The organism is Rhodococcus sp. Ni2, assembly GCF_021352185.1.
GTDB classification, from domain to species: domain Bacteria; phylum Actinomycetota; class Actinomycetes; order Mycobacteriales; family Mycobacteriaceae; genus Rhodococcus_F; species Rhodococcus_F qingshengii.
The window spans coordinates 1,749,396-1,773,390 of record NZ_WOXZ01000001.1 but is presented as its reverse complement, the minus strand read 5'-3'; the positions used below and the strand labels follow the sequence as shown (position 1 = coordinate 1,773,390).

General features: G+C 62.0%; 21 protein-coding genes. 10 read left to right on the top strand and 11 right to left on the bottom strand.

The annotated features are described in order from the left end of the window. Positions 1-100: 100 nt before the first annotated feature. Complete coding sequence (locus GN300_RS08745) at positions 101-724, top strand: hypothetical protein (RefSeq protein ID WP_063315512.1); 624 nt, start codon at positions 101-103, stop codon at positions 722-724. A 671-nt stretch (positions 725-1,395) separates the two neighbouring features. Here GN300_RS08745 and lanKC read toward each other — a convergent pair. Further along, positions 1,396-3,978: a class III lanthionine synthetase LanKC gene (gene lanKC, locus GN300_RS08740; protein ID WP_063315513.1), complete on the bottom strand. Its 2,583-nt coding sequence runs from the start codon at positions 3,976-3,978 to the stop codon at positions 1,396-1,398. Positions 3,979-4,346: 368 nt separating this feature from the next. Between lanKC and GN300_RS08735 the strand changes: the two genes are divergently transcribed. From GN300_RS08735 to GN300_RS08725, 3 genes are read left to right on the top strand one after another with little or no spacing between them, the layout of a single operon-like run. Further along, the gene (locus tag GN300_RS08735) at positions 4,347-5,540 is read left to right on the top strand and encodes an acetyl-CoA C-acyltransferase (protein ID WP_063315514.1); all 1,194 of its coding nucleotides are present in this window, start codon (positions 4,347-4,349) and stop codon (positions 5,538-5,540) included. A gap of 28 nt (positions 5,541-5,568) precedes the next feature. Then, positions 5,569-6,330: a 3-hydroxyacyl-CoA dehydrogenase gene (locus GN300_RS08730; RefSeq protein WP_003942978.1), complete on the top strand. Its 762-nt coding sequence runs from the start codon at positions 5,569-5,571 to the stop codon at positions 6,328-6,330. A 13-nt stretch (positions 6,331-6,343) separates the two neighbouring features. Then, positions 6,344-6,970 carry a TetR/AcrR family transcriptional regulator gene (locus GN300_RS08725; RefSeq protein ID WP_063315515.1) on the top strand — a complete coding sequence of 209 codons (627 nt, stop codon included), beginning with the start codon at positions 6,344-6,346 and terminating at the stop codon, positions 6,968-6,970. Positions 6,971-7,057: 87 nt separating this feature from the next. Here GN300_RS08725 and GN300_RS08720 read toward each other — a convergent pair whose 3' ends face one another. Together GN300_RS08720 and GN300_RS08715 are read right to left on the bottom strand one after the other, a co-directional pair. Then, positions 7,058-8,680, bottom strand: coding sequence for a long-chain fatty acid--CoA ligase (locus GN300_RS08720; RefSeq protein ID WP_003943212.1), 1,623 nt, complete (start codon positions 8,678-8,680; stop codon positions 7,058-7,060). Between the two features lie 101 nt (positions 8,681-8,781). Next, the gene (locus GN300_RS08715; RefSeq protein ID WP_039973156.1) at positions 8,782-10,467 is read right to left on the bottom strand and encodes a dihydroxyacetone kinase family protein; all 1,686 of its coding nucleotides are present in this window, start codon (positions 10,465-10,467) and stop codon (positions 8,782-8,784) included. A gap of 54 nt (positions 10,468-10,521) precedes the next feature. Here GN300_RS08715 and GN300_RS08710 point away from each other — a divergent pair, with 54 nt between their 5' ends. Next, entirely contained in the window at positions 10,522-11,385 is an 864-nt protein-coding gene (locus tag GN300_RS08710; RefSeq protein ID WP_047269365.1) for a patatin-like phospholipase family protein, read from the top strand. After that, the gene (locus tag GN300_RS08705; RefSeq protein ID WP_063315516.1) at positions 11,382-12,236 is read left to right on the top strand and encodes an LLM class flavin-dependent oxidoreductase; all 855 of its coding nucleotides are present in this window, start codon (positions 11,382-11,384) and stop codon (positions 12,234-12,236) included. The genes GN300_RS08710 and GN300_RS08705 overlap by 4 nt, the downstream gene beginning before the upstream one ends. A gap of 1 nt (position 12,237) precedes the next feature. Here GN300_RS08705 and GN300_RS08700 read toward each other — a convergent pair whose 3' ends face one another. Next, positions 12,238-13,248 carry a low specificity L-threonine aldolase gene (locus GN300_RS08700; protein WP_007730456.1) on the bottom strand — a complete coding sequence of 337 codons (1,011 nt, stop codon included), beginning with the start codon at positions 13,246-13,248 and terminating at the stop codon, positions 12,238-12,240. A 335-nt stretch (positions 13,249-13,583) separates the two neighbouring features. Between GN300_RS08700 and GN300_RS08695 the strand changes: the two genes are divergently transcribed. Both GN300_RS08695 and GN300_RS08690 read left to right on the top strand, forming a co-directional pair. Continuing rightward, positions 13,584-14,114, top strand: coding sequence for an HNH endonuclease (locus tag GN300_RS08695; RefSeq protein WP_007730460.1), 531 nt, complete (start codon positions 13,584-13,586; stop codon positions 14,112-14,114). 19 nt (positions 14,115-14,133) lie between these two features. Continuing rightward, complete coding sequence (locus tag GN300_RS08690) at positions 14,134-14,391, top strand: WhiB family transcriptional regulator (protein WP_007730463.1); 258 nt, start codon at positions 14,134-14,136, stop codon at positions 14,389-14,391. A 4-nt stretch (positions 14,392-14,395) separates the two neighbouring features. Here the strand turns inward: GN300_RS08690 and GN300_RS08685 are convergent, their stop codons facing one another. From GN300_RS08685 to GN300_RS08655, 7 genes are all read right to left on the bottom strand, one after another. Continuing rightward, entirely contained in the window at positions 14,396-15,817 is a 1,422-nt protein-coding gene (locus tag GN300_RS08685) for a DUF2252 domain-containing protein (RefSeq protein ID WP_007730466.1), read from the bottom strand. An 80-nt stretch (positions 15,818-15,897) separates the two neighbouring features. Further along, on the bottom strand, positions 15,898-16,221 hold the full coding sequence (locus GN300_RS08680; protein ID WP_003942947.1) for a DUF6292 family protein: 324 nt from the start codon (positions 16,219-16,221) through the stop codon (positions 15,898-15,900). A gap of 69 nt (positions 16,222-16,290) precedes the next feature. After that, positions 16,291-17,571: an NAD(P)/FAD-dependent oxidoreductase gene (locus GN300_RS08675; RefSeq protein WP_232329939.1), complete on the bottom strand. Its 1,281-nt coding sequence runs from the start codon at positions 17,569-17,571 to the stop codon at positions 16,291-16,293. A gap of 45 nt (positions 17,572-17,616) precedes the next feature. Next, on the bottom strand, positions 17,617-18,099 hold the full coding sequence (locus tag GN300_RS08670) for an acyl-CoA thioesterase (protein ID WP_030536130.1): 483 nt from the start codon (positions 18,097-18,099) through the stop codon (positions 17,617-17,619). Positions 18,100-18,224: 125 nt separating this feature from the next. Next, the gene (locus GN300_RS08665) at positions 18,225-19,028 is read right to left on the bottom strand and encodes a class I SAM-dependent methyltransferase (protein WP_063315518.1); all 804 of its coding nucleotides are present in this window, start codon (positions 19,026-19,028) and stop codon (positions 18,225-18,227) included. Beyond that, entirely contained in the window at positions 19,025-19,681 is a 657-nt protein-coding gene (locus GN300_RS08660; RefSeq protein ID WP_063315519.1) for a FadR/GntR family transcriptional regulator, read from the bottom strand. The genes GN300_RS08665 and GN300_RS08660 overlap by 4 nt, the downstream gene beginning before the upstream one ends. Positions 19,682-19,760: 79 nt before the next feature. Continuing rightward, on the bottom strand, positions 19,761-20,663 hold the full coding sequence (locus tag GN300_RS08655; protein ID WP_007730473.1) for an Lrp/AsnC family transcriptional regulator: 903 nt from the start codon (positions 20,661-20,663) through the stop codon (positions 19,761-19,763). Between the two features lie 224 nt (positions 20,664-20,887). On the opposite strand from GN300_RS08655, the gene GN300_RS08650 reads away from it, so the two are divergent. Next, on the top strand, positions 20,888-22,603 hold the full coding sequence (locus GN300_RS08650) for an amidohydrolase (RefSeq protein ID WP_063315520.1): 1,716 nt from the start codon (positions 20,888-20,890) through the stop codon (positions 22,601-22,603). Further along, the gene (locus GN300_RS08645; RefSeq protein ID WP_063315521.1) at positions 22,603-23,937 is read left to right on the top strand and encodes an MFS transporter; all 1,335 of its coding nucleotides are present in this window, start codon (positions 22,603-22,605) and stop codon (positions 23,935-23,937) included. The genes GN300_RS08650 and GN300_RS08645 overlap by 1 nt, the downstream gene beginning before the upstream one ends. Positions 23,938-23,995: the final 58 nt, after the last annotated feature.

Genomic DNA, 23,995 nt, shown 5'->3' with positions numbered 1-23,995 from the left:
AGCACCGTGGACACTTTCTCCGTGCCGAGAAACAATCGATCGTGAGATCGGGGAAGTGGTTACTGCTAGTCCGCGACAAACAGCTCGCTATTCTCATCGAATGGATCAGGCAGTGTCGAACTCGCAGGCAACGAGAAGGTCCGGTGCTCTTCGTTGGGTTGTTTTGGTAAACGCACTTATCGCAGCGTCGGCGTCGGCGATGTATGTCGCAGCGAAATGCCATCTCACCTGGCCCGAACCTGCGGATAGTGCACTCTCGATCGCCGGTGCGGTCGTTCTCTGGGTCCTCACGGCGAGTGTTGCAATCGTGCTGCTCGGAGTGTGCTGGTGGCAGCGACGCCCATGGTTGTGGTCCGATGTCGCTGTTCCGGTTCTCGTGGTGATCGCACTCGGGATCGCGGCCGCGGGGCAGCCACATTTCGATCAGTATCGGGCAGACTTCGAAACCGTTGCACAGCAACTACTTCAAGAACCTGACGATCCCTATTCCGATGGGTATCATCGTGATCTACGAATCGGCAGATTCGATATCTCCTATGCCAACGTCAGCAGTGAAGCCCACGTCTATTTCTATGACGCACGAGATGGATTGGACATCTTGGACAATCCCGGCTGGGTGTATGCACCCGATGGTGTGTCCGACAAGACCTTCAATCAGCTCCGGCTGGAAGACATCGGGGGCGGATGGTACCGATTCCCTCATCTTGTCGTTGACAGCTATTGAAACTCAAACCACCAGACCCTCCGCTCGAAGTCTCGGGCGAATGTGGTGACGCCGACCAGCATTCCTGAGGCGAAGGGAAGTAGGAGTACGAAAAGCGTCGTGAAGGTCAAGGCGGTGGCGGCGCGGCAACCGCCACCCCCCGTCGTACCAGCGCGAGCAGATGTCCCTGAAGTCCCAACTCTCGCCCCAACGCTGAACGAACCAGCCCGAAAGTGCGGCTGTCAGGATCAGTAGGAATATCGTCGCCAGTGACCATGCGATCTACCCTCGGCATTGCCCGCCAGGCCGCACACATCATCGGCGAATACAGCTCGGTGAAGTGCGGATGCGTCTCATGATGAAACAATATTGTTCGTCTGATGATCCGCACGGATTCCGAAAGCCGATACCCCGGACTTGCTCCGAGGTATCGGCCTGAGGTCAGAGGCAGAAGAAACTGAGGGAACTGATTGCCGCGTTCTGCTCGAGTTGGCCGGCATCTCCGACGTTGCCGGCGGCGACTGACAGATCTTGAAGGGAGAGAATAGCGTCCATTGTCATTTCCTTTGTTGATCGGCGTTCTTGCCGATGGATTTGATCGATCGAGTTTGCTTGCGGTGTTGATTTAATTCCAGGTTTTTCGCCTGGTACTTCTGTGCTCCAATCTGCCGTGGGTGATAACTTCCGAACAATTAGGCGATGTGGCAGTTCGACGCGCACATCAGTGGAAACGACTGTCGGGCAGTTGCCGATCGGGTATATCGGAGCAACGCCAGTATTCCTGCAGATCCGGTTGCCCAGTCTGTCGAGAGTCTCAGGTTCTGTTCACCTGGAAAGTGCAGGCCTCCTGCGTGATTGAGGCTGTGCAAGCCCAGAAGCTGAAACTGCTGTGCAAGCGTCTGTTCACAATCGGCGCCGGCGTATGGAGTCTTGGAGAGTTCGCTGAGAAACAGAATCAGCCCGGCTCGCCCGTTGAGTAGTCCGGCTTGGGCAGTGAATTCGACGGCGGCAGCGCGGGATATGGCAAGTAGCGCAGACGCGTAGCGCGGCTCGTCGACATGTCGAACAAGTTGAAGAAGTACCAGGCCCACACCGACAGACCCGGATCCGAGATACGGCATCGTCCGGCGCTCCTCTCTCAGCTGCATCGACCCGTCAGGGCACATCGACATCACAGACAGATCGATGTCGACGAGCTGGCGTGCGTGTTCCAGCGATCGAGGATCACCACTCAGTTCGTAGTGGCGAGTCCAGAACAGTGCTTGTCCGCTCGGTCCCCGCATCAGCCCACCTCGGCCGGCCACTGCCCAAGGTGTTCCGCCGGCGTCGCGGACATGCAAGCGAGCAGCTGAAATTCGTTCGCGCAGAGTCTCGGTCACGACAGCGAGAGTGGGTGACACAGTCGGTCGTGAAACCGATTCCTCGAGTAGGAGGCAACCGATTCCGGAAAGGCCGCTGAAAAGGCTGGAGTCGATGTCGTCGAGTGGGGCTCGACGCAAAGTCTCGACCCACCTGTCGGCTGTCGAATGTCGCCCGTGATGCCGAAAGGTGTGCACCGCACCCGCGAGCCCGTCGAAGAAGCCGAACTTTGGTTGAGTATCCGAATCAACTTGATGTTCAGTCCATTCCAGAACTGACTCCAAGGTGTCTGCGGGAAGTACATCGGCGAGCAGGTTTCCGCACGAGCCGTGCGCAATGCCGTAGCCGTTCACCTCGAACTGGGCGATGTCGCCGGGAAAGAGTCGATCAGCGCGGGCGAGATCAAGCGAGGCGAGGATGCCGCAGCGCAATAGAGCGGCCGTGCGTTGCAAGGTTTCGTTCGACGACGTGTCCCAACGATGCGGGCGATTCTTCGGCGCCGGCGCCTGTACGTCGAGCATCGAATAGAGCGAGGCACCGAAGGCGCGGGGAAGATCGAATCGAGACACCGCATAGTCGATGAGTTCGGGAATCTTGTTGCGATCGAGAGGGAACAATGTAGTAAGTGGAACAAAGAGTCCCAGCTCGATGCAGCCCAACGAGTATCGATCCGCCGCGATTCCTGTCAACTGTCGAGGTGCTGTGTATCCGGGGGCTCCGGTGGACCGGGGCGGATGCTCGTCGATGTTGTGGGCCATCTCGAAGTCGATGATCCGAATACCGGACGGTGAGCACATGACGTTGCCAGGGTGAAGATCGGCATGAACGATTCCGGCGTTGTGGAAGCTCTCGACTGCGGTAGTCAACTGTTGTGCAATGTCGAGTGCCCAGGTTCTGTATTCCGTTCGGGAACTGAGTGTCTGGTCCGCGCGTATCAGTGGGTGGCGGAGCGCAACTTCCTGATTCAGGGGAGTGCCGGCAGCGCGCTCGGTGACAAGGAAGTGGTGTCCCTCGCGCTCGAACAACCTGATCGCAGAAGGTGCGTACGGGTTGTCGGCAAGGTGGGTCAACTTGTCGTACTCGTTACGGATGCGGTCGATTGCGTACCGGCCGTTGGCGTCCGGGGCGGTAAAGGGACGGCCTTCTTTGATGACCAGATCGATGCCGGCGTCGTCGAACGCGGAGTAGATCCCCCCGCTGTTGCTGAAGTGCAGGGCTTCATTGATCGAATAGGGGAATTCGTCATGTGATTTCAGCTTGTCTTGCTGCGCGCGAACGAAGTCCGGGATTTGTACCCAGTCCGGAGTTCTGAAGGAAGTGCCGCGCACATCGGGTTCGAGCGATCCGTCAGGACGCCGAATTGCGGGGACGCGATCGCCGAATGAATCGTAGGTCTGCATGGGCAGATACGCGCCGTACCGTAAGTAGAGCGGTCCCCGGTTCCATCGCACATCGCTGAGGATGTACGGCCCGTCGGCACCGGTGACAAGCTTGTCCAGTTCGGTGATGACACGTTGTGTGGCAACACCATCCGCCGGATAGATCGTGATGAATTTTCCGCTGGAAGTTCGATTGGCCTGCTTGCTGTTGGACAACATGAGGTCTGCTGCCGTCCGAAGAAATTTGAACGGCACATGATTGTGACCGCAATACACGGAAACGGTATCGAGCAGCTCCTGCGCGTTGGCTTGGGTAGCGGAGCAGTGAATCTTCCATCCTTGTTCTGGCAGCAGACCGTCGGGCGGTTGGAAGTAGTTCCACGGTCCACTTTGGGGACCGCGCCGCCAGAGCGACCAATCCACCGACTTCGCGGGGATAAAGTGCTGGTCAGTTGATGTATCTGGTCGGGTGACCGTTCTGATTCGGTCGTAGAAATGCGGGTCGGCACGCGTGAAGGCAACGTATCGCAGGTCCACGCCAAACCTCCCAGTCAGTCCCCCTGCGGTTGTCATCGATTGGTGCCACGCCCCGAATCCCCTGTGGCTTGGATTGCTTGTGGCGGAAGGTTATCCGATTCCGGACATTTCGGGCGAAGATTGAAAACCTATCATTCGAAAGTACTAATGAATGGCGTGGGCCAGGCGAGGTCACTGATCGCCCAGCTTTTAGTCGGCCGCATTTGTTTCGAGTTCGGAGGCCCCCTCTTGACGAGAGGATCAAGTCGGTGGTAGTTCTTTAGCGAGCGCTAAGTCAGGGTGCTCCCTCGATCTCGGTCCGGTACCCGGCGCCACGAAACACGGGTGCCGGACCGCCCCAGCAATGCACGTCCTCGAAGGGAACGAAGATGACCAAGGCAGTGATCGTCGATGTAGTCCGGATCGCGTCCGGCAAGGGAAAGCCGGGCGGAGCACTGTCCGGGACGCACCCTGTCGAACTGATGGCCCACGTTCTGCGTTCCATCACCTCGCGAAACGGCCTCGACCCCGCCCTGGTGGACGACGTGATCGGCGGTTGCGTCGGCCAGGCCGGTGAGCAGGCGCTCAACATCACCCGCAGCGCGGTCCTGTCGGCAGGGTTCCCCGAGTCGGTACCCGCCACCACGATTGATCGCCAGTGCGGATCAAGTCAGCAAGCTGCGCACTTTGCGGCGCAGGGCGTGATCGCCGGGGCCTACGACATCGTGATCGCGGCAGGCGTCGAATCCATGAGTCGTGTCCCGATGGGTACCACGACGATGGGGAAGGACGCTTCCGGTCCGGGCGTCGCGACTCGCTACCCCGAAGGCCTGGTCAACCAGGGAATCTCTGCAGAATTGATCGCCGCCAAGTGGAAGCTTGACCGCGACGCTCTCGACGCATTCTCCGCGCAGTCCCACCAGCGGGCAGCAGAGGCAGCGGCGAAGGGGCTCTTCGACAAGGAGATTCTGCCGATCCCGGTGACCAACGCCGCCGGTGAGACCGTCTCGCATATCGTCGACGAGACGGTTCGCGCGTCTACTACCGCCGAGGGACTCGCCGGTTTGAAGCCGTCGTTCTACTCGGAGAAGTACGCGCAGCGCTTCCCCGAGGCGCAGTGGTCGATCACTCCCGGTAACTCGTCGCCGCTCACCGACGGCGCGTCCGCAGCACTGATCATGAGCGAAGAAATGGCGTCGAAGCTGGGGCTGACGCCGCGAGCTCGTTTCCATTCCTTCTCCGTTGCGGGCGATGACCCGATCTTCATGCTCACCGCACCCATCCCAGCCACCCACAAGGTGCTCGCTCGCGCGGGTCTGAGCATCGACGACATCGACACCTACGAGGTCAACGAAGCCTTCGCTCCCGTTCCACTCGCCTGGGCTCACGAGTTCGGCGCCGACCCGGCAAAGCTCAACCCGTGGGGCGGCGCGATTGCACTCGGCCATGCCCTGGGGTCCTCGGGTACTCGTCTGCTGACCACTATGGTCAACCACCTCGAGGCCACCGGCGGACGCTACGGATTGCAGACCATGTGCGAGGGCGCCGGCATGGCCAACGCCACCATCATCGAACGCATCTGAAACACATAACCTTTCGAAAGGAACTCTCATGATCGTCAACGACAGCGTCGCCGTCGTCACCGGTGGAGCATCCGGCCTCGGCCTGGCTACGACCAAAGCCCTTCTTGCCGACGGTGCCAGCGTCGTCATTATCGACCTTCCGTCGTCCAACGGTGAAGCCATCGCCAAGGAACTTGGCGACCGGGTCCGCTTCGCGGCTGCAGACGTCACCGACGAGGCTGCGGTCACCGCGGCACTCGACGTGGCCGAGTCCCTCGGACCCCTGCGCGTGGCAGTCAACTGCGCCGGAATCGGCAACGCAGTCAAGACGGTCAGCAAGAAGGGCGCTTTCCCGCTCGACGCGTTCAAGAAGGTCATCGACGTCAATCTGATCGGCACCTTCAACGTCCTTCGTCTTGCTGCGGAACGTATTTCGAAGACCGAGCCGATCGACGGTGAACGCGGCGTCATCATCAACACCGCTTCGGTCGCAGCGTATGACGGCCAGATCGGGCAGGCTGCGTACTCCGCGTCGAAGGGCGGCGTCGTCGGTATGACGCTTCCCATCGCCCGTGACCTCGCGTCGCTGCTGATCCGCGTCAACACCATTGCACCCGGCTTGTTCAAGACCCCGTTGCTGGCTGGACTGCCCGAAGCAGCCCAGGCGTCGTTGGGTCAGCAGGTGCCTCACCCCTCTCGCCTGGGTGATCCCAGCGAGTACGGCGCGCTTGCTGCGCACATCGTTTCCAACCCCATGCTCAATGGTGAGACGATCCGCCTCGACGGTGCAATCCGTATGGCACCGCGGTAATTTCGGCTATCACATGACTGGCGAGGTGGAGTCGGTGAGCTCGGTGGCAGTGGACTGGAGGTCCTTCCCGCCGCTGGTGATGACCGACATCCTGACGGCTTCGCTCGAGCTTTTCGACGAGAATGGTTACCACGGCACGACGGTGCGCCAGATTGCCAATCGTGTCGGGGTAACCGTTCCCGCGCTCTACTATCACCACGCGAACAAAGAGGCAATTCTCGTCGCTTTGTTCGAGGTCTCGATGAGTGAGCTGAATACCAGAACCGAAGCGGCAGAAGCGGAGGCCGGCGAAAATCCGGTACGACGCTTCGCCTTGGTGGTGGAGGCGATAGTTCTCTATATGACCCACCGGTCGCGGCATGCTGCGTTGGACACCGAGATCCGGCATGTCTCACCGGAAAGCCGAAGTCGATACGCCGCCAGTCGTAAGCGGCTCGAGTTGCTGATGCGCAGGATCGTCGACGACGGTGTGGCATCGGGAGATTTCGCGGTCACCGATACCGAAGAGACCGTCCGGGCAATACTCGGTATGGCGCAGTCACTGCCGCGTTGGTTCCAGACCGGCGGTCCGATGTCGCCGTCGCAATTGGCGCAGAAGTACGTCGACATCGCTTTTCGCACGGTCGGTTATCGTCCGTAAAGTGCATTGCTCGTTAAATGAAGGTGGGCAACAGAGTGAAAACCTGTTGCCCACCTTCAGTATTCATACTTCGGCATTCACTCCGTGTCAGAGGCGAGTGACTTCGAGTCCGCCCTCGTGGTAGTCGGCGCGAAGGCGTTTCTTGTCGAACTTGCCGACGCTCGTCTTCGGAACTTCCTGAACCACAGCCCAGTTCTCGGGGAGCTGCCACTTGGCTACCTTGTCCGAAAGATATTGCTGGAGTTCGGACATCGTGGTCTCGGATCCGGCGCGCAGAACAACCGCGACCAACGGGCGCTCGTCCCACTTCTCGTCCGGCACGCCGATGACGGCAGCTTCGGTGACGTCAGGGTGACCCATGACGGCGTTCTCGAGGTCGACCGAGGAGATCCATTCGCCGCCGGACTTGATGATGTCCTTGGAGCGGTCGGACAGGCTCAGGAAGCCGTCGGCCGTGATGGATCCGACGTCACCGGTCTTGAGCCAGCCGTCGTTGAACTTGTCTTCCGCATCGACGCCGTAGTACGACCCGGTGATCCAGGGGCCGCGCACTTCGAGCTCGCCGACGGAAACGCCGTCGTGTGCAACAACTTTGCCGTCATCGTCGATGAGACGTGCCTCGACGGATGCCGGGAAGCGGCCCTGAGAGTAGCGGTACTTCCACATCGCGTCGCCGGTGACACCGGCCGGCGGGCGGGCGACGGATCCGAGTGGGGAGGTTTCGGTCATGCCCCAGGCGTGCAGGACGGAGACGTTGTGGTCGGCTTCGAATGCGTGCATGAGGGCCGGCGGTACCGCGGACCCACCGATCAGAACCTCGCGCATCGAGGAGATGTCCTGCGGGTTCTGCTCGAGGTAGAGGTGCAGGCCCTGCCAGATGGTGGGGACGGCTGCGGCGAACGTCGGCTTCTCGCTGGCGATGATCGCAGCCAACGGGGCAGGCTGGAGGAAGCGGTCGGGCATGATCAGCGAAGCACCGATCATGAATGCGGCGTAGGGAAGTCCCCACGACATGGCGTGGAACTGAGGCACCACGGCGAGTGCACGATCGCCCTGCGCGAGGTTGGGGCCGTCGCTCATGCAGACCTGCATGGAGTGCAGGTAGATCGAACGGTGGGAGTAGACGACGCCCTTGGGGTCACCCGTGGTGCCGGACGTGTAACACATTGCGGCAGCGCTCAGTTCGTCGACCTCGGGCCAGTCGAACTCGGTGGGCTGATCGGCGATCAAGCCCTCGTAGGTGTGAACCTGCACTCCCTCGGGAGCTTCGAGTCCTGCAGTGGAGGAGCCGGTGACGACGATGTGTTTGACGGTGGTCAGCGACGGAAGCTGCGGAGAGAGAAGCGGAATCAGGGACGGGTCGACGATGATCACGCGGTCCTCGGCGTGATTGGCGACATGGATCAACTGCTCGGGGAACAGACGAATGTTCAGGGTGTGGAGCACAGCGCCCATCGAGGGGATCGCCAGGTACGCCTCGAGGTGCTCGGAGTTGTTCCACATGAACGTGGCGACTCGCTCGTCGCCCTCGACGCCGAGCCCGCGCAGGGCGTGCGCGAGCTGAGCACAGCGCTTGCCGACGTCAGCGTAGGACACACGGCGCGGGCCGGACTCGGTCCACGTGACAACCTCGGAGGCGCCGTGAACGGAGGCACCGTGGCGGAGAAGTTGAGCAATGGAGAGGGGGGCGTCTTGCATGGTGCTCAGCATGGGCTGCTCCTGTGTGGTGTGTGAGACCGGTGCTTTTGCCCACGGGTCGTCACAAACGATGTGCTGTGGCTGCCAGATTAGTCACAGCCCCGAAGTGCTCGCTAGTGACCCACTGCACTGGCGAAGAACCACGCTATGAGTAGCGCTCCCGGATCGACTACTCCGCGAGCGGCTTCGCCCACATAACTTGCACGTCCGCGGTTCGCGAGCATGGTTTCGGTCGACTCCGCCCCGGCCGCTGCGGCTTCCGCTGCGCTCGCCAGCGCAGCATCTCGATCGGCTTCCGAGCTCACGGATTGCTCCAACGACTCGACCGCCGGAACTATCGCGTCGACCATCGTCTTGTCGCCGACGCGTGCGCCGCCGAGCGAGGTGATGTTGTCGAGTCCCGCTCGCGCTGCAGCCGCGATCGCGCCGAGGTCGAGTTCGGAGTCCGCCGAGTCTGCGGCAACGCGGAAGAAATGCCGGAACCAGATGCCGAACAATGCGCCGGAGGTGCCACCGGCGTGGCCGAGGTACGCCTGTGAGACTGCATCGAATATCGTTGCGGTGGAGTACGTGTCACGGATCGCCGAGATGTCGAGTTGATCCAGTGCGGCCACCATGTTGGTCCCGAAATCGCCGTCGCCCGCTCGTCGGTCGAGATCGGTCAGTGCCGGTTCCTGATCCAGTACCTTCTCGGCCCAGTCCGCAATCCAGCTTCCGACGAAGCTGCTTTCGGCGGTGCGTGAGGTGTCGGGTGTGAATGTGGGACCGAAAGATTCGCGCGTGCCCATGCCGGTGTACTCACGCGCTATAGCATTCGGCCAGGCGGGCGCTTTTGTTGGTGCGTCCCATAATTCGAGGATTTCTTTGTCTGTGCGAACAAGGGTGATGGACGCGCCTGCCATGTTCAATGCAGTGACGAAGGTTCCGATCAGTGTCCGCTCGATGTGAATTCCCTGTTCGTCCAGATAATCTCCGAGTTCGGCGAACAGAAGTTGCAACTCCAGCGGGTGGGTGGCGCCGAGACCGTTGACGACGGCGATGACGCGGTCGCCTTCAGCGAGACTCAGGGACTTGATGATCGGGTCCGTCAGCCGCCGCACCAATTCCGGTGCGGGCAGGGCGTCCACGCGTTCTGTGCCGCGTTCGCCGTGGATGCCGATACCGAGTTCCATCTGACCCGCCGGCAAGTCGAACGACGGCTCGTCAGCCCCCGGCAAAGTGCATGGGCGAAGGGCGACGGCCATGCTCCGAGCGGAGTGCGCGACGTGTTGTCCGATCCGGGTCACCTCGGCCAGGTCGTCGCCGCGGGCGGCGGATGCGCCGCAGACCTTCTCCACCACGATGGTTGCCGCAGTACCGCGTCGCCCCGGGCCACTGCCGTCTGCGCGTTCGGTCGCGACGTCGTCGTCGACCAGGACGACGTCCGTATCGATCTTGTCCTCGCGTAGCAACTCTCGGGCGATACCGAAGTTCATCACGTCGCCGGTGTAGTTCTTCACGATGTGAAGGACGCCGCCGCCGGCGTCGGCAGCCTTGGACCCCTCGTGGATCTGAAGTGCATTGGGTGAGCTGAAGACCAATCCGGGGCAGACGGCTGTGAGCATTCCTTCGCCGATGAATCCGGCGTGCATGGGTTCGTGGCCTGAACCGCCGCCGGAGACGAGCGCGACCCGTCCGCGGGGAAGTGGCCTTGCGCGTGTGAGGTACCCAGGGTCGGGATTCCACGCGATGTCGTCGGTGGATGCGATCAAACCACGGAGTGCGTCGGGAACAAATGTCTTTGCGCTGCGCATGAACATCACTTCAGAGTAGGTCTAACGTCGACTTCGGGCACGGATCACGATCGACGAGAGGTGGACGGCGTGAAATTGGGGTTGGTACTTGCCGGTGGCGGCGTTGCGGGAATCGCCTGGGAAACAGGTTTTCTGTTGGGCCTTCAGGACAAATCACCGGACACTGCCGCTGCGCTGCTGACGGCGGACGTGTTGATCGGCACTTCCGCAGGTTCCACGGTGAGCGCTCAGATAGCGAGCGGCGTGACACTGCAAGAGCTTTTCGACGCACAAACAGCGGAGGCGACCGGCGAAATCGACCCGAAGGTCGATGTCGAGGTACTCGGTCAGATGTTCGTCGACGCGATCGCAGGATCGCAGGACCGGGCCGAGCAGCTCCGTTTGCTCGGCGAAGCAGCGATGAGAGCCGATACCGTCGAACCTGCCGTGCGTCGCGCGGTCATCGAGGCGAGGCTGCCCAATCGGTTGTGGCCCGACCGGGAGTTGCGCATCCCGGCGATCAACGCACAGACCGGTGAGTTGAGGGTGTTCGGCAACGCTGACGGCGTAGAACTGATCGACGCAGTCGGAGCAAGTTGCGCCGTACCAGGGGTGTGGCCGGTAGTCGTGATCGAGGGCGAGCGGTACATGGACGGCGGAATGGCGAGTGGCTCGAATGTTCATCTGGCTGCCGACTGCGATGTGGTCGTGGTTCTTTCACCCGCAGCCGACCCCGCCCCGAATCTTCTGGGCGGCAGTCTACGAGAGGAAATCGACGTGATGACGCCCTTGCCCGTGCTGCCTGTCTTCGCCGACGACGCCGTCGTCGAAGCGATCGGAACGAACTCGCTTTCACCGACAACCAGGCGCCCCGCAGCCGAACTCGGCCGCGAACAGGGCCGTCGAACCGCCGACGAGATCGCCGCGTTTCTGGTGACGGCATGAGCGCCGCACGGATTGCCGTCGTCGTGCGCCCGGAGCAATCTCCGGAAGATCTGGTTCGACATGCCAGGTGTGCAGACGAAGTCGGTATCGACGAGGTCTGGTTGTGGGAAGACTGCTTCTTCGGCGGAGGAATAGCCACTGCTGCAACTATATTGGCTGAGACCGATCGCGTGGGTGTGGCGATCGGTGTGCTGCCGACCCCGATGCGCAACACCGCGATCACGGCGATGGAGATTTCAGCGCTGGCCAGAGTTCATCCGGATCGACTACGGGTTGGCTTCGGCCACGGCGTTCAGAGTTGGATGCGGCAGATCGGGGCCAAAGCCGAATCGCCGTTGACCCTCCTGCGGGAGCAGTTCGGAGCGGTGGAGAGGCTACTGCGCGGTGAGTCGGTGACGGTGTCCGGTCGATACGTGAATCTCACGGACGTGACGCTGGCGTGGCCACCGGAGACGGTGCCGCAGTTGCTCGTCGGCGCCACGGGGCCAAAGACTTTGGCACTCAGTGGCGAGTTGGCGCAGGGCACCGTGCTCTCGGGTGGGACGACCCCGGACAGCGTGCGTCGGGCGATCGCTCACATCGGGGCGTCGGATCACGAGGTTGTCGTCTACGTCATCTGTGCTTTCGGTTCCGGCGGTCGTGAGCGCGCCCTTGCCGAGGCCGCAGCGTCCGGTAGCGAGTCGCCGGAGGATGCGATTGCCGTGGGCAACGCGGCCGAAGTCGCGGCAGCAGCACGGCGATGGGTTGCAGCAGGTGCAACCACCGTGGTACTCCAACCGACTGTTGACGAGCCGGATGTCCGCGAGTTCATTCGCTTTGTCGCGCAGGAGGTTCAACCCCTGGTGGCGTAGTTCAGAAGGTTACTCTGGACAGAACCGCGTCGATGTCGGCAGTGCTCACGTCGCGATGTGTCACGAACCGAACCTTCCCGGCAACGGTGACCGCGCCGACATCGACAGCGGCGAGCTGAGCAACGGTGACCGACGGATCAGCTGTCGCGGCCAGAACGATGTTGGTGGCAGGTTCGTCGACGGCCCAACCGCGTTCACGAAGCCCCGACGCGAGGCGCTGCGCGTTGTCGTGATCGTCGGAGAGGCGAGCTTGTGAGCGCAACGCGACGATGCCGGCTGCGGCCAGCACTCCGCCCTGACGAACGCCGCCGCCGAGCATCTTGCGGATCCTTCGGGCTTCGGTGATCAATTCGGGTGATGCGGCGAGTATCGAGCCGACCGGCGCACCGAGTCCCTTACTCAGGCACACCTGAACGGTATCGGCGCCGGAAGTCAATTCGGTGGGCGAAACATCGAGTGCAACAGCGGCATTCCAGAGACGGGCGCCGTCGAGGTGAATCTTCAAGCCGCGTGATCGCGCTGCGTCGACCAGCTTCGTCCATTCGGTCGGATTCATGACGGCACCGCCGGCGAAGTTATGAGTGTTCTCGAGACAGAGCAGCGTGGTGTTCAACGCGAAGTACGGGCCGGGGGAGCCCGCCGCCTTCACAACAGTCTCGGGGGTGGGACGTCCGGGTCCGCCGTCGTGCGGCAACGCCATCGGCATTCCCTGGGCGAGCCAGGCAGCGGTGCCCAATTCGGAGCCCAAGACGTGAGAGTGTTCCGGTGCCAGGAACTGATCGCCGCGGTGAAGGTGCAGCATCAGCGCAATCAGGTTGCCCATCGATCCGCTCGGCACCCACAGTGCCGCCGGTAAACCCAGAGTGTGCGCCACCTCTTCCTCGAGCGCCGCCATGGTCGGGTCGTGATCGAGGACGTCGTCACCGACCTCGGCGTCGGCCATCGCCTTCCGCATCTCCGCATCAGGCTTGGTGACGGTGTCCGAGCGTAGGTCGATGTACGACGAAGTCATGGCTCATTCGATCAAGCCGCGTGTTCCGGCGTCAAACCGCGGTATTTCCAGGACGGCTCTTCCGGCCTGATAAATCGATATCGCTGAGGACGCCTTCCGTGTGATGATGAGCGTCGGCAATAGCCGGTGACGAGAACAAGAAGTGGAAGGGGACAGGCATGCGCGACTGGAAGCAAGCGTTGCACCTGCGCGGGCACTCGCCCCGCGGTATTTCCCATCCCGCATTCGGGGAACAGAGCGGCGCTGGATATATGCCGTTCCCCATTTCTTGCATTTGCTCCTGACCCGTCTTCGTGTCCAGGAGTTTCACTCCTCGACACGAACTGAGAACTCTCATGCGGAACCCGAACCGCGCACTTGCTCACAGTTGGATGAACCGCCCCGTCCGGGTACTCAACGCCACGTACGAGTACCTCGGTGAAGTGAGCGCCGATCGTGCGGTCGTCCTGATCGCCACCGGCTCCGCGCAGTCCACCGAAGACGTGACCCCGATATTTCCGGTGCGCTCCAAGCACGTCGAAATCCCACTGCCGAGGACGATCCTGCTCGCCGAGTACGTGTACGTTGCTCACCGGGTGACGGTCACCGATTCCAGTCGGGCCACTTTTGCCGGTGTCTTCGATCGGGACGGTCGTCAATGTGCGTACTGCGCCGCCCGGGCAACGACCATCGACCATGTCCAGCCGCGGAGCCGTAACGGGCCCAACACGTGGGGAAATCTGGTGGCGTGCTGCAGTTCCTGCAATCAGCGCAAGGCGGATCGCACTCCGGCCGAGGCCGGTATGCGGCTGCTGTGGGAGCCGAAGGCACCTCGGCGCATCGAGAAAGTGCAGCAGAAGATCTGGCGCGAATTGAGTCGGGCGTGACGGTCGAAGGGAGCAAGTGATGTGCGCTGACGAAATCTCGAATTTGGCAGAGCTTCTGCCGATCTCGGACGACCGAACCTGGTGGCAGGCGGAATGCCGAGGAGACCCGGAGCCGGACCGGTGGTTTCCCTTTCCGTCCGAGGGATACGACTACGCGACCGACGTGTGCAACAGGTGCCCGATTGTGGCTTCGTGCCGTGAATTCGCCTCTGCCACTGGTCAGACCGGAATCTGGGGAGGCGTGAAGTTCGAGCAGGGCAGGATCGTCGCGGCGTGAGGGATCAAATTCCCGGCTCCGCGGCGATCGTGCCGGCCAATACCGCTCGGCACAGAGCGTCGTGGTCACGTTCGGTCTGATCGGCGTAGAGCCGAGCAAACCGGGTGAGGGCGGTATCGACCGCGTCCGAGGTTCCCAGGTAACCGGAAATCAGTGACGCGCCGCTGGTTCGTGCATGCCCCTTGGCCAGTAGGCGGCCGCAGATCGCGACGTAATCGGTCAGCGCTGCGGCGTCGATATTGTTCAGGTCCACAGAACCTTTCATGTTCCGGAACTGACGGACGTAGTACTGGCGGTCGTCCACGGTGCACCACCCGAGCAGTGGATCGCTGACTGTCTGGAGAGCCTGCTGGTATTCCGCGACGCGTCGTCCTTGGTGGTCGTGCCAGGCCGAGTCACCGTGCACGAAGGGTGCAACGACGGATCGGCGAGCCTGCTTGAGCTGCAAGAAGATGACGTCGTCCGGGATGCTCCCTTCGCACAGGGCCACATAGGCGCGCAGAGCGACACTCCCGACTCCGACAACCCGGTGCGCGACGTCGATGACGTTGTATCCCGAGACGACTCGGCGCCAGTGTGGTGCAAGGGTTTCGAGATACTCGTCCAGACCCTCCAGGAGGAAGTCGGTGTCCTGCGGCGTGAGTCGTGTTGTGAGCGGCGGGTTCTCGACCAACTGGCGCCGTCCGTGATCCTCGACGGTGAACCGCGGCACCGCATGGTCACTCGTACGCCGCCGGGCGCGCTCCGCGGCGCGCCTGATCTCGGCCAGCAACCCAGGATCGGTGACGTGGTCGGTGAGTCCGTCGAGATCGACCCGGTCGAAGGAGCGATCGAACAGCGGACGCTCGGAGAGCTTCGCCAAGTGGAGGCGATACGCGGACACACACGAGGTTGTTGCTGTTTCGCATTGAGCTTCGGTGAGACCGTTCTGTCGACCGGCCACCCAGATGCTCGCAGCCAGCCTTCGTAGATCCCATTCCCAGGGGCCGGGATGTGCTTCGTCGAAATCGTTGAGGTCTATGACAAGTTCGCGTTCCGGAGATCCGTAGAACCCGAAGTTTCCGACGTGCGCATCTCCACAGATGACGGGAGTGATGCCGGTGGACGGCAGCTGCGCCATGTCCTCTGCCATCAATCCGGCGGTACCGCGCAGGAATCCGTATGGCGAAGCGACCATTCGCCCCACACGGATCGGAACCAACCAGTCGAGTCTTCCCTCGTGTGCCGTGTTGACCTGATCGACCGGGTCACGTCGATCGGATGGGGGCGTCCAGTCGCCGAGCGACGATCGCGCCACTCGCTTGCGCAGGCCTTTCCCGATCTTGCGACGCTCACTGCGCGGCGTCTGACGCGCCCGCAAAGTCGCCCTGCCGTCCGGTTCGTTCTCGAGAGCCAGCTGACCGGCAGGCCTGTTCAGCGGGTCCATGTCGGGCTCTCTTTCGTCGGGCGTGCGAAACTCGCGCTCGATCTTATGCCCGCCGGATTGTGCGCCGCGCGACGAGTTCCTTAACTACCCGCCTGGGCAATCAACTCGACAGCGCGGTCGGCGCACAGTTCAGGATCCGGCATTCTCCCGATACCGAGGCATTCGACAACGGCGAACGACGCATCCGGTGTGGTTTCCACGCCGAGCGCCCACCCGAAGTAGTGATTCCAGGCGAGTACGGCTCGGTGGCCACTGTGCTGCGGAATCTCGCTGCCCAGAACGAGTACTGCGTCGAACGCGGGGCCGTCGCACCAGATGACCGATTCGGCGAAGGTGGAGCTGGCGACGGCGACTACGTACCTGTGACAAGTCGATTCACTCGGAATGGCGATGTGTGCACGCATGGTCGCTCCTCCGGCTCGGTTGCGATCGGAGGGTTCCCCGTTGCCGGCGCCGAAAAAACGCTTGTCAGATTACGTCCCGGCCACAGATCTACGACGCAGACGGTGCCTGAGATGTTTTTGTGCTGCCCGCGCGACCGAGCGAGTCGAGAGATACTGTTCGGCCGGTATCAACCGGGAACCGAACAAGTAGAACCTTCGGGCTTCGTCGTGGTCGTGGGTGGCCGCGGAGATGAGCAGACGTTCGATCGCGGTGAACTTTCGCCCACCGGCGTAACCACTCATGTAGTCGATGTGATTCGTCATACTCGCTCTGGCGCTACGGTATTCGGTCAATGCAGCGTTCACGTTCCGATGTGAGTCGAGTGTGTCTGCCGGCGTCTCCGTCAGCATGTGCGCGGTCGCATCGACCAGCATCTGAGCGGTCTCGAGTGCCCACGAGCATCCGATACCCCACAACGGGTCGTTGGTTGCCGCAGCGTCGCCGATGAGTGCGAACCCGTTACCTACGGGTTCGGTGAGGGTTGTGGAGAAGTGTTTGGTACCAACGATCTTCCCGACGATGTGCTCTCGCCGAACAAGCGGAGCGCCGGGTAATGCGTTGGCGTACTCGAGGAAAGCAGTAGACAGGTCGTCAGCGAACGAGCCGAGCTTGTCGAGGGCAGGGAAGACCACCAGCACGCTGATTCCGCCGTCGTTGGGGAGCAGATAGGCGACGTCGGGATCCATGAACCACGACAATGACGTTTCTCCGCCGGGTCGTTCAAGTCCGGAGAGTTGGGCGAAATAGCTGAAACGCCCGTTGGATGCAGTCACGGAGTCGCAACGAGCGGATCGTGCGACGGTCGAATCCTTGCCGTCCGCTCCGACGGTCAATCGTGCTTCGACAGTGAAGACCGAACCCTGTTCGGTGCCGTAGACGCCTGCAGTAGTGCCGTTCTCGGTCAGCAGTCCGGAAACGCGATACCCGAGAAGAAGGTCGACGTTCGGGTAGTCGTTCGCGAGTTGGCGCAGTAGGGGGTCGAGAGTTTCCCTTCGGACGTTGAACCCAGGTGGCGGTGAGTTCTCTGCCGCGTCAGGGGTGATCACTCCCCAAGGGGTCCAGAATGTCGGAACGGTTTCCACCATTCCCAGGGCGAGCAGTTTTTCCGTGGCGCCGAGTCGTTGCAAGATCGGGGCACCGCACGGTTGCAGGTGGTGAGTGCACAGGACTTTGTGCGCCCGGATGTCGGAGCGAGCGTCGAGAAGCGCTATCCGCAGACCTTGCTGGGCGTACATGATTGCGGCCGCGCATCCCGCGATGCTCGCGCCGACAATCACAACGTCATACTTTTCCCGTGCCTTCGAAGTCACTCGATCAGCTTAATGCATAAGGTTATAACTTAAATATGACTGGATTCAGTCATCGTGTTCGGGCGTTAAGTCCCGAACTGCGGCCCGGATGGACTGTTCACGAAGCTCGTTCTCTCTGCGCAGTTCACGACGCCGTCGCCCGGCCTCGAATCGCTGCCTGGCGATTGTTCCGGTCGGCCGGAGTTGGGGTACCTCAGCCGGTTTCCCGTCGCTTCCCATCGCCACCATCGTGAAATAGCAACTATTGGTGTGGCGAGATTTTCCGAGAAGAATGTCTTCGGTTTCGACTCGAATTCCGATTTCCATCGAGGTGCGCCCGGTGTAATTGACGGAAGCGCTGAACGTGACGAGTTCGCCGACATGCACCGGTTCGCGGAACACCACACGATCCACCGACAGAGTCACGACGTAGGTCTGGGCATATCGACTCGCGCACGCATAGGCAACCTGGTCGAGAAACTTCAGAATCGTTCCGCCGTGCACGTTGCCCGAGAAGTTTGACATGTCCGGCGTCATGAGGACGGACATGGACAAGGTTTGTTTCGATGCTTGCTGCGATGCTTGTTTCAATTCAGGTAGGGAGTTCGATTCAGACATCAAGCGGGCCTCCTCGGTTCGGTGGACGGTGAAGAGACCGTATCCGGCAAAGAGGGTTACCCGCGCGTTCGGAAGAGCGCGGTGTCAGAGTTCGGGACAGTGCCAACGTGGAGGATGTATTCGCTGGTGGCGACGGGGCCGGCCGCGCTCGACCTGAGATAGGGCTCGAGCGTCGAGCGGAGGTGCGCTGACATCGAAGCCCAATTCCCTGTGCTTCGAACGGCCTCGCGAAAGTTCTTCAACGCCGGTGCCTGGTCGCACAGTTCCTCGACGGGATCCGATCCGGCTGGTAGTTGCCACTCGAGCAGGTGGGAGGCCGAGCTCACCGACTCCAATCCGGCTGCTGCCTTCTCGAATTCGCTCGAGCTCGACCATGTCGTCGGTAGTGGTGTGATGCCATTCCACGCCGAGGCGGCCTCCCGGCGGAGTGCTGCTGCCCACCCGTTCTCCGACCACGTTGCGACGCAGATCTTTCCGCCTGGCCGGGTCACCCGCATCATCTCTGCGAGGGCAATCGAGGGGTCGGGACAGAAGATGATCCCGAAGATGCTGACGCAGGCGTCGGCACTCGAATTCGGCCAGGGTAAAGACTGCGCATCGCCGATCGTGAAGTTGGGTTGGGTAGTGCCGGGGTGGGGAATCCAGCGTTCGCGTGCGACCTCGAGCTGGCTGGCGGAGAGGTCGAGTGCGTGGACCGTCATGCCTGACTGAGCCGCCGGGAGCGCAAAGTTCCCGGTTCCGGCGCAGACGTCGTACACCGTGCTCACATGCCCGATCGAGCGCAGTGCCTCCGTCGATGCCGGTGAGAGTTGCTCGGCAAGAGTCGAATAGGTCGTACCGTTCCAGTTTCCCCGATTCACGCCAAGCTCCTTTCGACGGCGTCGATGACCGTGTCGAGCGCTGCGCCTGCCGCGTGCGCTGCTTCGTCGGGGTTGCGTTCCTCGATGGCTGCGATCAAGGGTCGGTGCTCGTCGACGTGGAAACCTGGACCGACACTGACTGCGGACAGCGAATCCGTCACGGCGGCAAGGACTCCCCGGTAGACGTCGATCAGTGCGGAATTGTGGGACGCCTCGACGATCGAAAGGTGCAGGGCCATGCCGGCTTCGACAGTGAAGCCACCGACGTGACCGGGGTGGGCATTCCAGGCTGCATGTATCCGCGCGAGATCTTCGGGGGTGTGGCGCTGCGCTGCAAGTCGCGCGGCTTCGACCTCGAGTCCGCGTCGCAGGCTCAGTACGTCGAGAACGTCACCTCTGGCGAGCCTGCGCCCGAGTAGTCCTTCGACCGGCGACGCCGCCATGACGTACACGCCGCCACCGTGACGAACGGACAGAACTCCGGCGTGTGCAAGCGCCCGTACCGCTTCGCGCATGGTGTTTCGGGCGACTCCCAATTCCTCGACCAGTGCGGTCTCCGGCGGGAGTTTCGATCCGACGGGCCATCGACCGGTCGAGATCGCCTCCTCGATCGCCGCGGCGACGATGTCTACCTTGCGTCCGGAGTCGGACATGTGTGCCACCTCGGGTAAGTGAGTCAATGACTTTGTCCGAGGTTAGCGTGCTCTCACGAGTGGGTCAATGACTTGGGAATTATCCGCGTACGTCCAGGCTGCGGGCGTAGTGCTCCTTGAATACCTCGAGATGTGCCCAAGATTCCAAGCCGCTGACACCGTCGATCCCGCGGATTCGTTCGGACAGCGCATGCAGGTCGCTCGAGGAGTTGGCGGCAACCGTCGCGATCACGTCGTATCGTCCGAGGGTCCGGGCGAGGAATTCGATTCCGGGCAGCGACTCGATCTCCGATACCGCGTTGTCGTCCCGTGAGCCCAGATTGACGCCGATGCCCATCGCCAGCGTTCGGCCACCACCTCGCCGCTTGACGACAGCGCCGACGCGCAGTGCCGTGCTCGCGATCAGATGATTGACCCGGTTGCGCACGGCGCTCGGCGACAGTCCGGTGTGTTCGGCCAGCTCGAGAAAGGGCATTCGCCCGTTGCGCTCGAGCAGTTCGATCAACGCGACATCTGTCGAGTCGAGTCGGATATCGGCTTGTAAAGCGGTCTCGGGCATGAAGATTCCCTTGATGACGTCGACGTAGACCAGCGTGCTCACGGATCGAACGCCACGTTGTGAGCGGAGTTCGGCGATGGCACGGTACAGATCGTCGTGACTGGGCACCCGAAGTTCCGCAATCACGTTGTACTGCCCGCTGACTGCCGAGATGTAGACGGCGGCCTCGGATGCGATCAACGCGTCCAGCACCGGGGTCATCGGTCCGGACACTGCGATCGAGACGTGTGCAAGCGCCTTCAGCCCGAGAAGTTCGGGGTGCGCGACGGCCACTACGGACACCGTTCCCGAGTCGAGTAGCGCCTGCACTCTGGTGGACACCGCCGCTCGTGGGGCGTCGACCGCCACGGACAGTTCGCGGTACGTCGCTCGCCCGTTGCGCTGAAGTGCGGCAATGAGCTTGGAATCGAGATCGACCGTCATGGTTGCCCCAACTTTTCCAGAGATTTTTCTGTATGAGCTTCCTATTAGAACAGTCGCATGTGGCCATGGGTGATGTGGATAAGTGCAGAAATGCTCAAGAACTCATACAAAAAAGTTGTATACCGCCTGGTCTGAAACTTTGATGCATTGCATAGCTCCAGGTCAGGGCGTAGTTTTCGCTCAACACGCAGTGACCTGCACCACCATCTCGACGAAGGACCACCATGCGCAAGTTGCACACGCACGAAGCCTCGCCTCTCGACGCCACCGGCACGATCTTCACCGGCGCCAAGATCCACACCGTTGACGACAGCACGGTGGGAGCCGAAGCGTTCCTGGTGTTCGGAAACCGCTTTGCAGCGGTGGGAACGCTCGAGGAATGCCGCACCGAGGCGCGTCGGCTGAGCACTCGCACAACCGCGGTGGTCGAACTCGACGGCGCCACCGTCGTCCCCGGCTTCGTCGATCCACATGCACACCCGTTGATGTACGGGCAGATGCTCAGCTGGGTGGACTGTGGGCCGGAGAAGGCACATTCCATCCCCGGAATCATTGCGCTACTTCAGGAAGCGGCGCTCACAGCACCTGCGGGCGTCCCGATTCGCGGATACGGCTACGAGCACCGCAACCTGATCGAAGGGCGTCACCCGCTCAAGGAAGAGCTCGATCAGGTGGCCACCGATCGCGAGGTCTACCTCATGAACGCGAGCGGTCACGGCGGCGTCGTCAACTCCTTCACTTTCGACAAGCACGGTATCGACGCGAGCACCGAGAATCCGGCCGGTGGCGAGTTCTTCCGAGATGAAGACGGCGAACTCACCGGTGAGCTCTCCGACGCCGCGTGCAACATTCTCACCGGCGTCAACGGAGTGAAGGTCGGCCATCACGGCCCCAACTTCCATCTCGAGGACGAGCCGGAAGAGCACCTTCGCCAGCTGTCGGTCGCTCAGGACAAGTTCCTGGCCGGTGGCGTCACCACCATCGGTGACTGCCAGGTGACCCGGCGTGAATTCGACATGTACCTGCGTCTGGCCGAGCAGGATCAGCTCAAGACCCGCGTCAGCATGTACATGCTCAGCCACCTCCTCGATCACGTCATCGACACGGGAATGCACGGCGCCTTCGGCAATTCGCGGCTCGCGTTCGGCGGCATCAAGTTCTACGCCGACGGCACACTCGGAGGCTGGACCGCATACTTCCCCGACGGCTACGTGGGCGACCCGTGCCGCACCGGGCAGCTCTACCACGAGCCGGCGGACTACTCGGAGCTGATTGCCAAGGCACATTCGGTGGGTCTGCAGACCGCCACGCACGCTCAGTCACCGACCGCCATCGACATGGTGCTCGACGCCATCGAAGCAGCGCAGAAGGCTCACCCCGACGCCGACGCTCGTCACCGCATCGAGCATTGCGGACTCCCGACGGCCGAGCAGATCGCAAGGATGAACCTGGCCGGTGTCTACCCGGTGAACCAGCCACAGCACTACTACAACTGGGGCGAGGGCGTCACCGCTGCGATCGGCACTCCGGGCGAGCGGTTCAACCCGCTCGGCGAGTTCATCGCTGCCGAAGTTCCCGTGACCATCAGCTCCGACGCCCCCGTCGCAGAGCCGAAGCCGCTCGAAGCAATTCAGGCAGCCGTTACTCGTGTGACGCGTCAGGGTCATCAGCTCGGCTCCGATGCACTCCGCATCACCGCCGACCAGGCATTGCAGGCTCATACCCTCAACGGTGCGCGTGCGCTGGGCCGCGAAGCAGAGCTGGGCAGCATCTCGGTCGGCAAGCGGGCCGACTTCGTCGTTCTGGGCGCGGATCCCCTCGAGGTTCCGGCCGACGCGATTGCGCAGATCGAGGTCCGAGAGACCTGGATCGACGGCGAACTCGCACATTCAGGTCATAACCACCTATTGTCGAGCACTTCGACCACCGAGGAAAAGTAATGAACCGAGAGCAACAGATCGTGAAGGCCCGCAAGGCGGGATTTGCAGCCTTCGTCGGTACAACTATCGAGTGGTACGACTTCTACGTGTATGCCACGGCGGCCGCCCTGGTGTTCGGTGACATCTTCTTCCCACCCGGAACCGACCGCCTGACCGGCGTTGCGGCGGCGTTCGCGACATATGCCGTCGGTTTCTTCGCTCGCCCGCTCGGCGGAATCGTGTTCGGCCATGTCGGTGACAAGATGGGCCGACGCACCGCATTGGTGGTGACTTTGACGCTGATGGGTGCAGGCACGTTCCTCATCGGCATGTTGCCCACTTACGCGTCCATCGGGTTCTGGGCGCCGTTACTGCTGGTACTGCTCCGCTTCGTCCAGGGCTTTGCCGTCGGCGGCGAATGGGGCGGCGCGGTCCTGATGGCCGTCGAGCATGCACCCGAGGACAAGAAGACCTTCTACGGCGGTTTCGCTCAGCTGGGCAACCCGGCCGGCGCGCTCCTGGCCACAGGTTTCTTCAGCATTCTCTCCACCTTCGGCGACGACGCTCTGCGCGAGTGGGCTTGGCGACTGCCGTTCCTCTGCTCGGCGCTGCTGATTCTCGTCGGCTTGGTCGTTCGCCTGAAGGTCGAAGAGTCCCCGGTTTTCGAATCCGAGGTGAAGTCCGCGGACGTACCGGAAATGCTCCCGCTCAAGTACGCGCTGGTGACCAACTGGCGCCCGATCATCCTGGGCATCGGCATTCTGCCCGTCGCAGTCGGCGGCTACTACCTCGTGACGACCTTCATCACGGCATACGCAACCGACCCCGACGTCGGATTGTCGGAGACGTTGATTCTCAACGCGCTCAGTGTCGCTGCAGTGGTCGAGTTGATCGCGACTCTCGGCGTGGCGTGGCTCGGCGACAAGGTGGGACGCGTCCGCGTCGTCATTTGGGGCCTTGCGGCAGTCGCGATTCTCGCAGCGCCGCAGTTCCTGGTGCTGAAATCCGGATCAGTGTTCCTGATCTTCCTGACCTTCGCTGTCATGCGACTGGTGCTGGCGGCCACGTACGGCCCGATCGCCGCCGTCCTGTCACAGATGTTCAAGCCGCAGGCCCGCTACACGAGCATTTCGTTGGCGTACCAGGGTGCAGGCGCGATCTTCGGTGGGTTGTCTCCGCTGGTGTCGACGCTGATGTACAAGGCAACGGGCAGCATCTGGCCGGTCATCGCACTGCTGATCGGCATGTGCGTCCTGAGCATCGTCTGCCTGCTCTTCGCTCCGCAGCACGTGGACGAGGCGACAGATACCGACGGTGCTCAACAGGGCCTGAACAAGGAATCGGCTTCCGCCTGACTGCCGAAACGAAGCTGGGGCAGTACACGATTTCCGTGTACTGCCCCAGCTGTCGTTC

Coding starts and splice junctions, on each gene's coding strand:
- GN300_RS08745 (WP_063315512.1), top strand. CDS start 101: ATGGATCAGGCAGTGTCGAACTCGCAGGCAACGAGAAGGTCCGGTGCT.
- GN300_RS08735 (WP_063315514.1), top strand. CDS start 4,347: ATGACCAAGGCAGTGATCGTCGATGTAGTCCGGATCGCGTCCGGCAAG.
- GN300_RS08730 (WP_003942978.1), top strand. CDS start 5,569: ATGATCGTCAACGACAGCGTCGCCGTCGTCACCGGTGGAGCATCCGGC.
- GN300_RS08725 (WP_063315515.1), top strand. CDS start 6,344: ATGACTGGCGAGGTGGAGTCGGTGAGCTCGGTGGCAGTGGACTGGAGG.
- GN300_RS08720 (WP_003943212.1), bottom strand. CDS start 8,680: ATGCTGAGCACCATGCAAGACGCCCCCCTCTCCATTGCTCAACTTCTC.
- GN300_RS08715 (WP_039973156.1), bottom strand. CDS start 10,467: ATGTTCATGCGCAGCGCAAAGACATTTGTTCCCGACGCACTCCGTGGT.
- GN300_RS08705 (WP_063315516.1), top strand. CDS start 11,382: ATGAGCGCCGCACGGATTGCCGTCGTCGTGCGCCCGGAGCAATCTCCG.
- GN300_RS08700 (WP_007730456.1), bottom strand. CDS start 13,248: ATGACTTCGTCGTACATCGACCTACGCTCGGACACCGTCACCAAGCCT.
- GN300_RS08695 (WP_007730460.1), top strand. CDS start 13,584: ATGCGGAACCCGAACCGCGCACTTGCTCACAGTTGGATGAACCGCCCC.
- GN300_RS08690 (WP_007730463.1), top strand. CDS start 14,134: ATGTGCGCTGACGAAATCTCGAATTTGGCAGAGCTTCTGCCGATCTCG.
- GN300_RS08685 (WP_007730466.1), bottom strand. CDS start 15,817: ATGGACCCGCTGAACAGGCCTGCCGGTCAGCTGGCTCTCGAGAACGAA.
- GN300_RS08680 (WP_003942947.1), bottom strand. CDS start 16,221: ATGCGTGCACACATCGCCATTCCGAGTGAATCGACTTGTCACAGGTAC.
- GN300_RS08670 (WP_030536130.1), bottom strand. CDS start 18,099: ATGTCCGTCCTCATGACGCCGGACATGTCAAACTTCTCGGGCAACGTG.
- GN300_RS08660 (WP_063315519.1), bottom strand. CDS start 19,681: ATGTCCGACTCCGGACGCAAGGTAGACATCGTCGCCGCGGCGATCGAG.
- GN300_RS08655 (WP_007730473.1), bottom strand. CDS start 20,663: ATGACGGTCGATCTCGATTCCAAGCTCATTGCCGCACTTCAGCGCAAC.
- GN300_RS08650 (WP_063315520.1), top strand. CDS start 20,888: ATGCGCAAGTTGCACACGCACGAAGCCTCGCCTCTCGACGCCACCGGC.
- GN300_RS08645 (WP_063315521.1), top strand. CDS start 22,603: ATGAACCGAGAGCAACAGATCGTGAAGGCCCGCAAGGCGGGATTTGCA.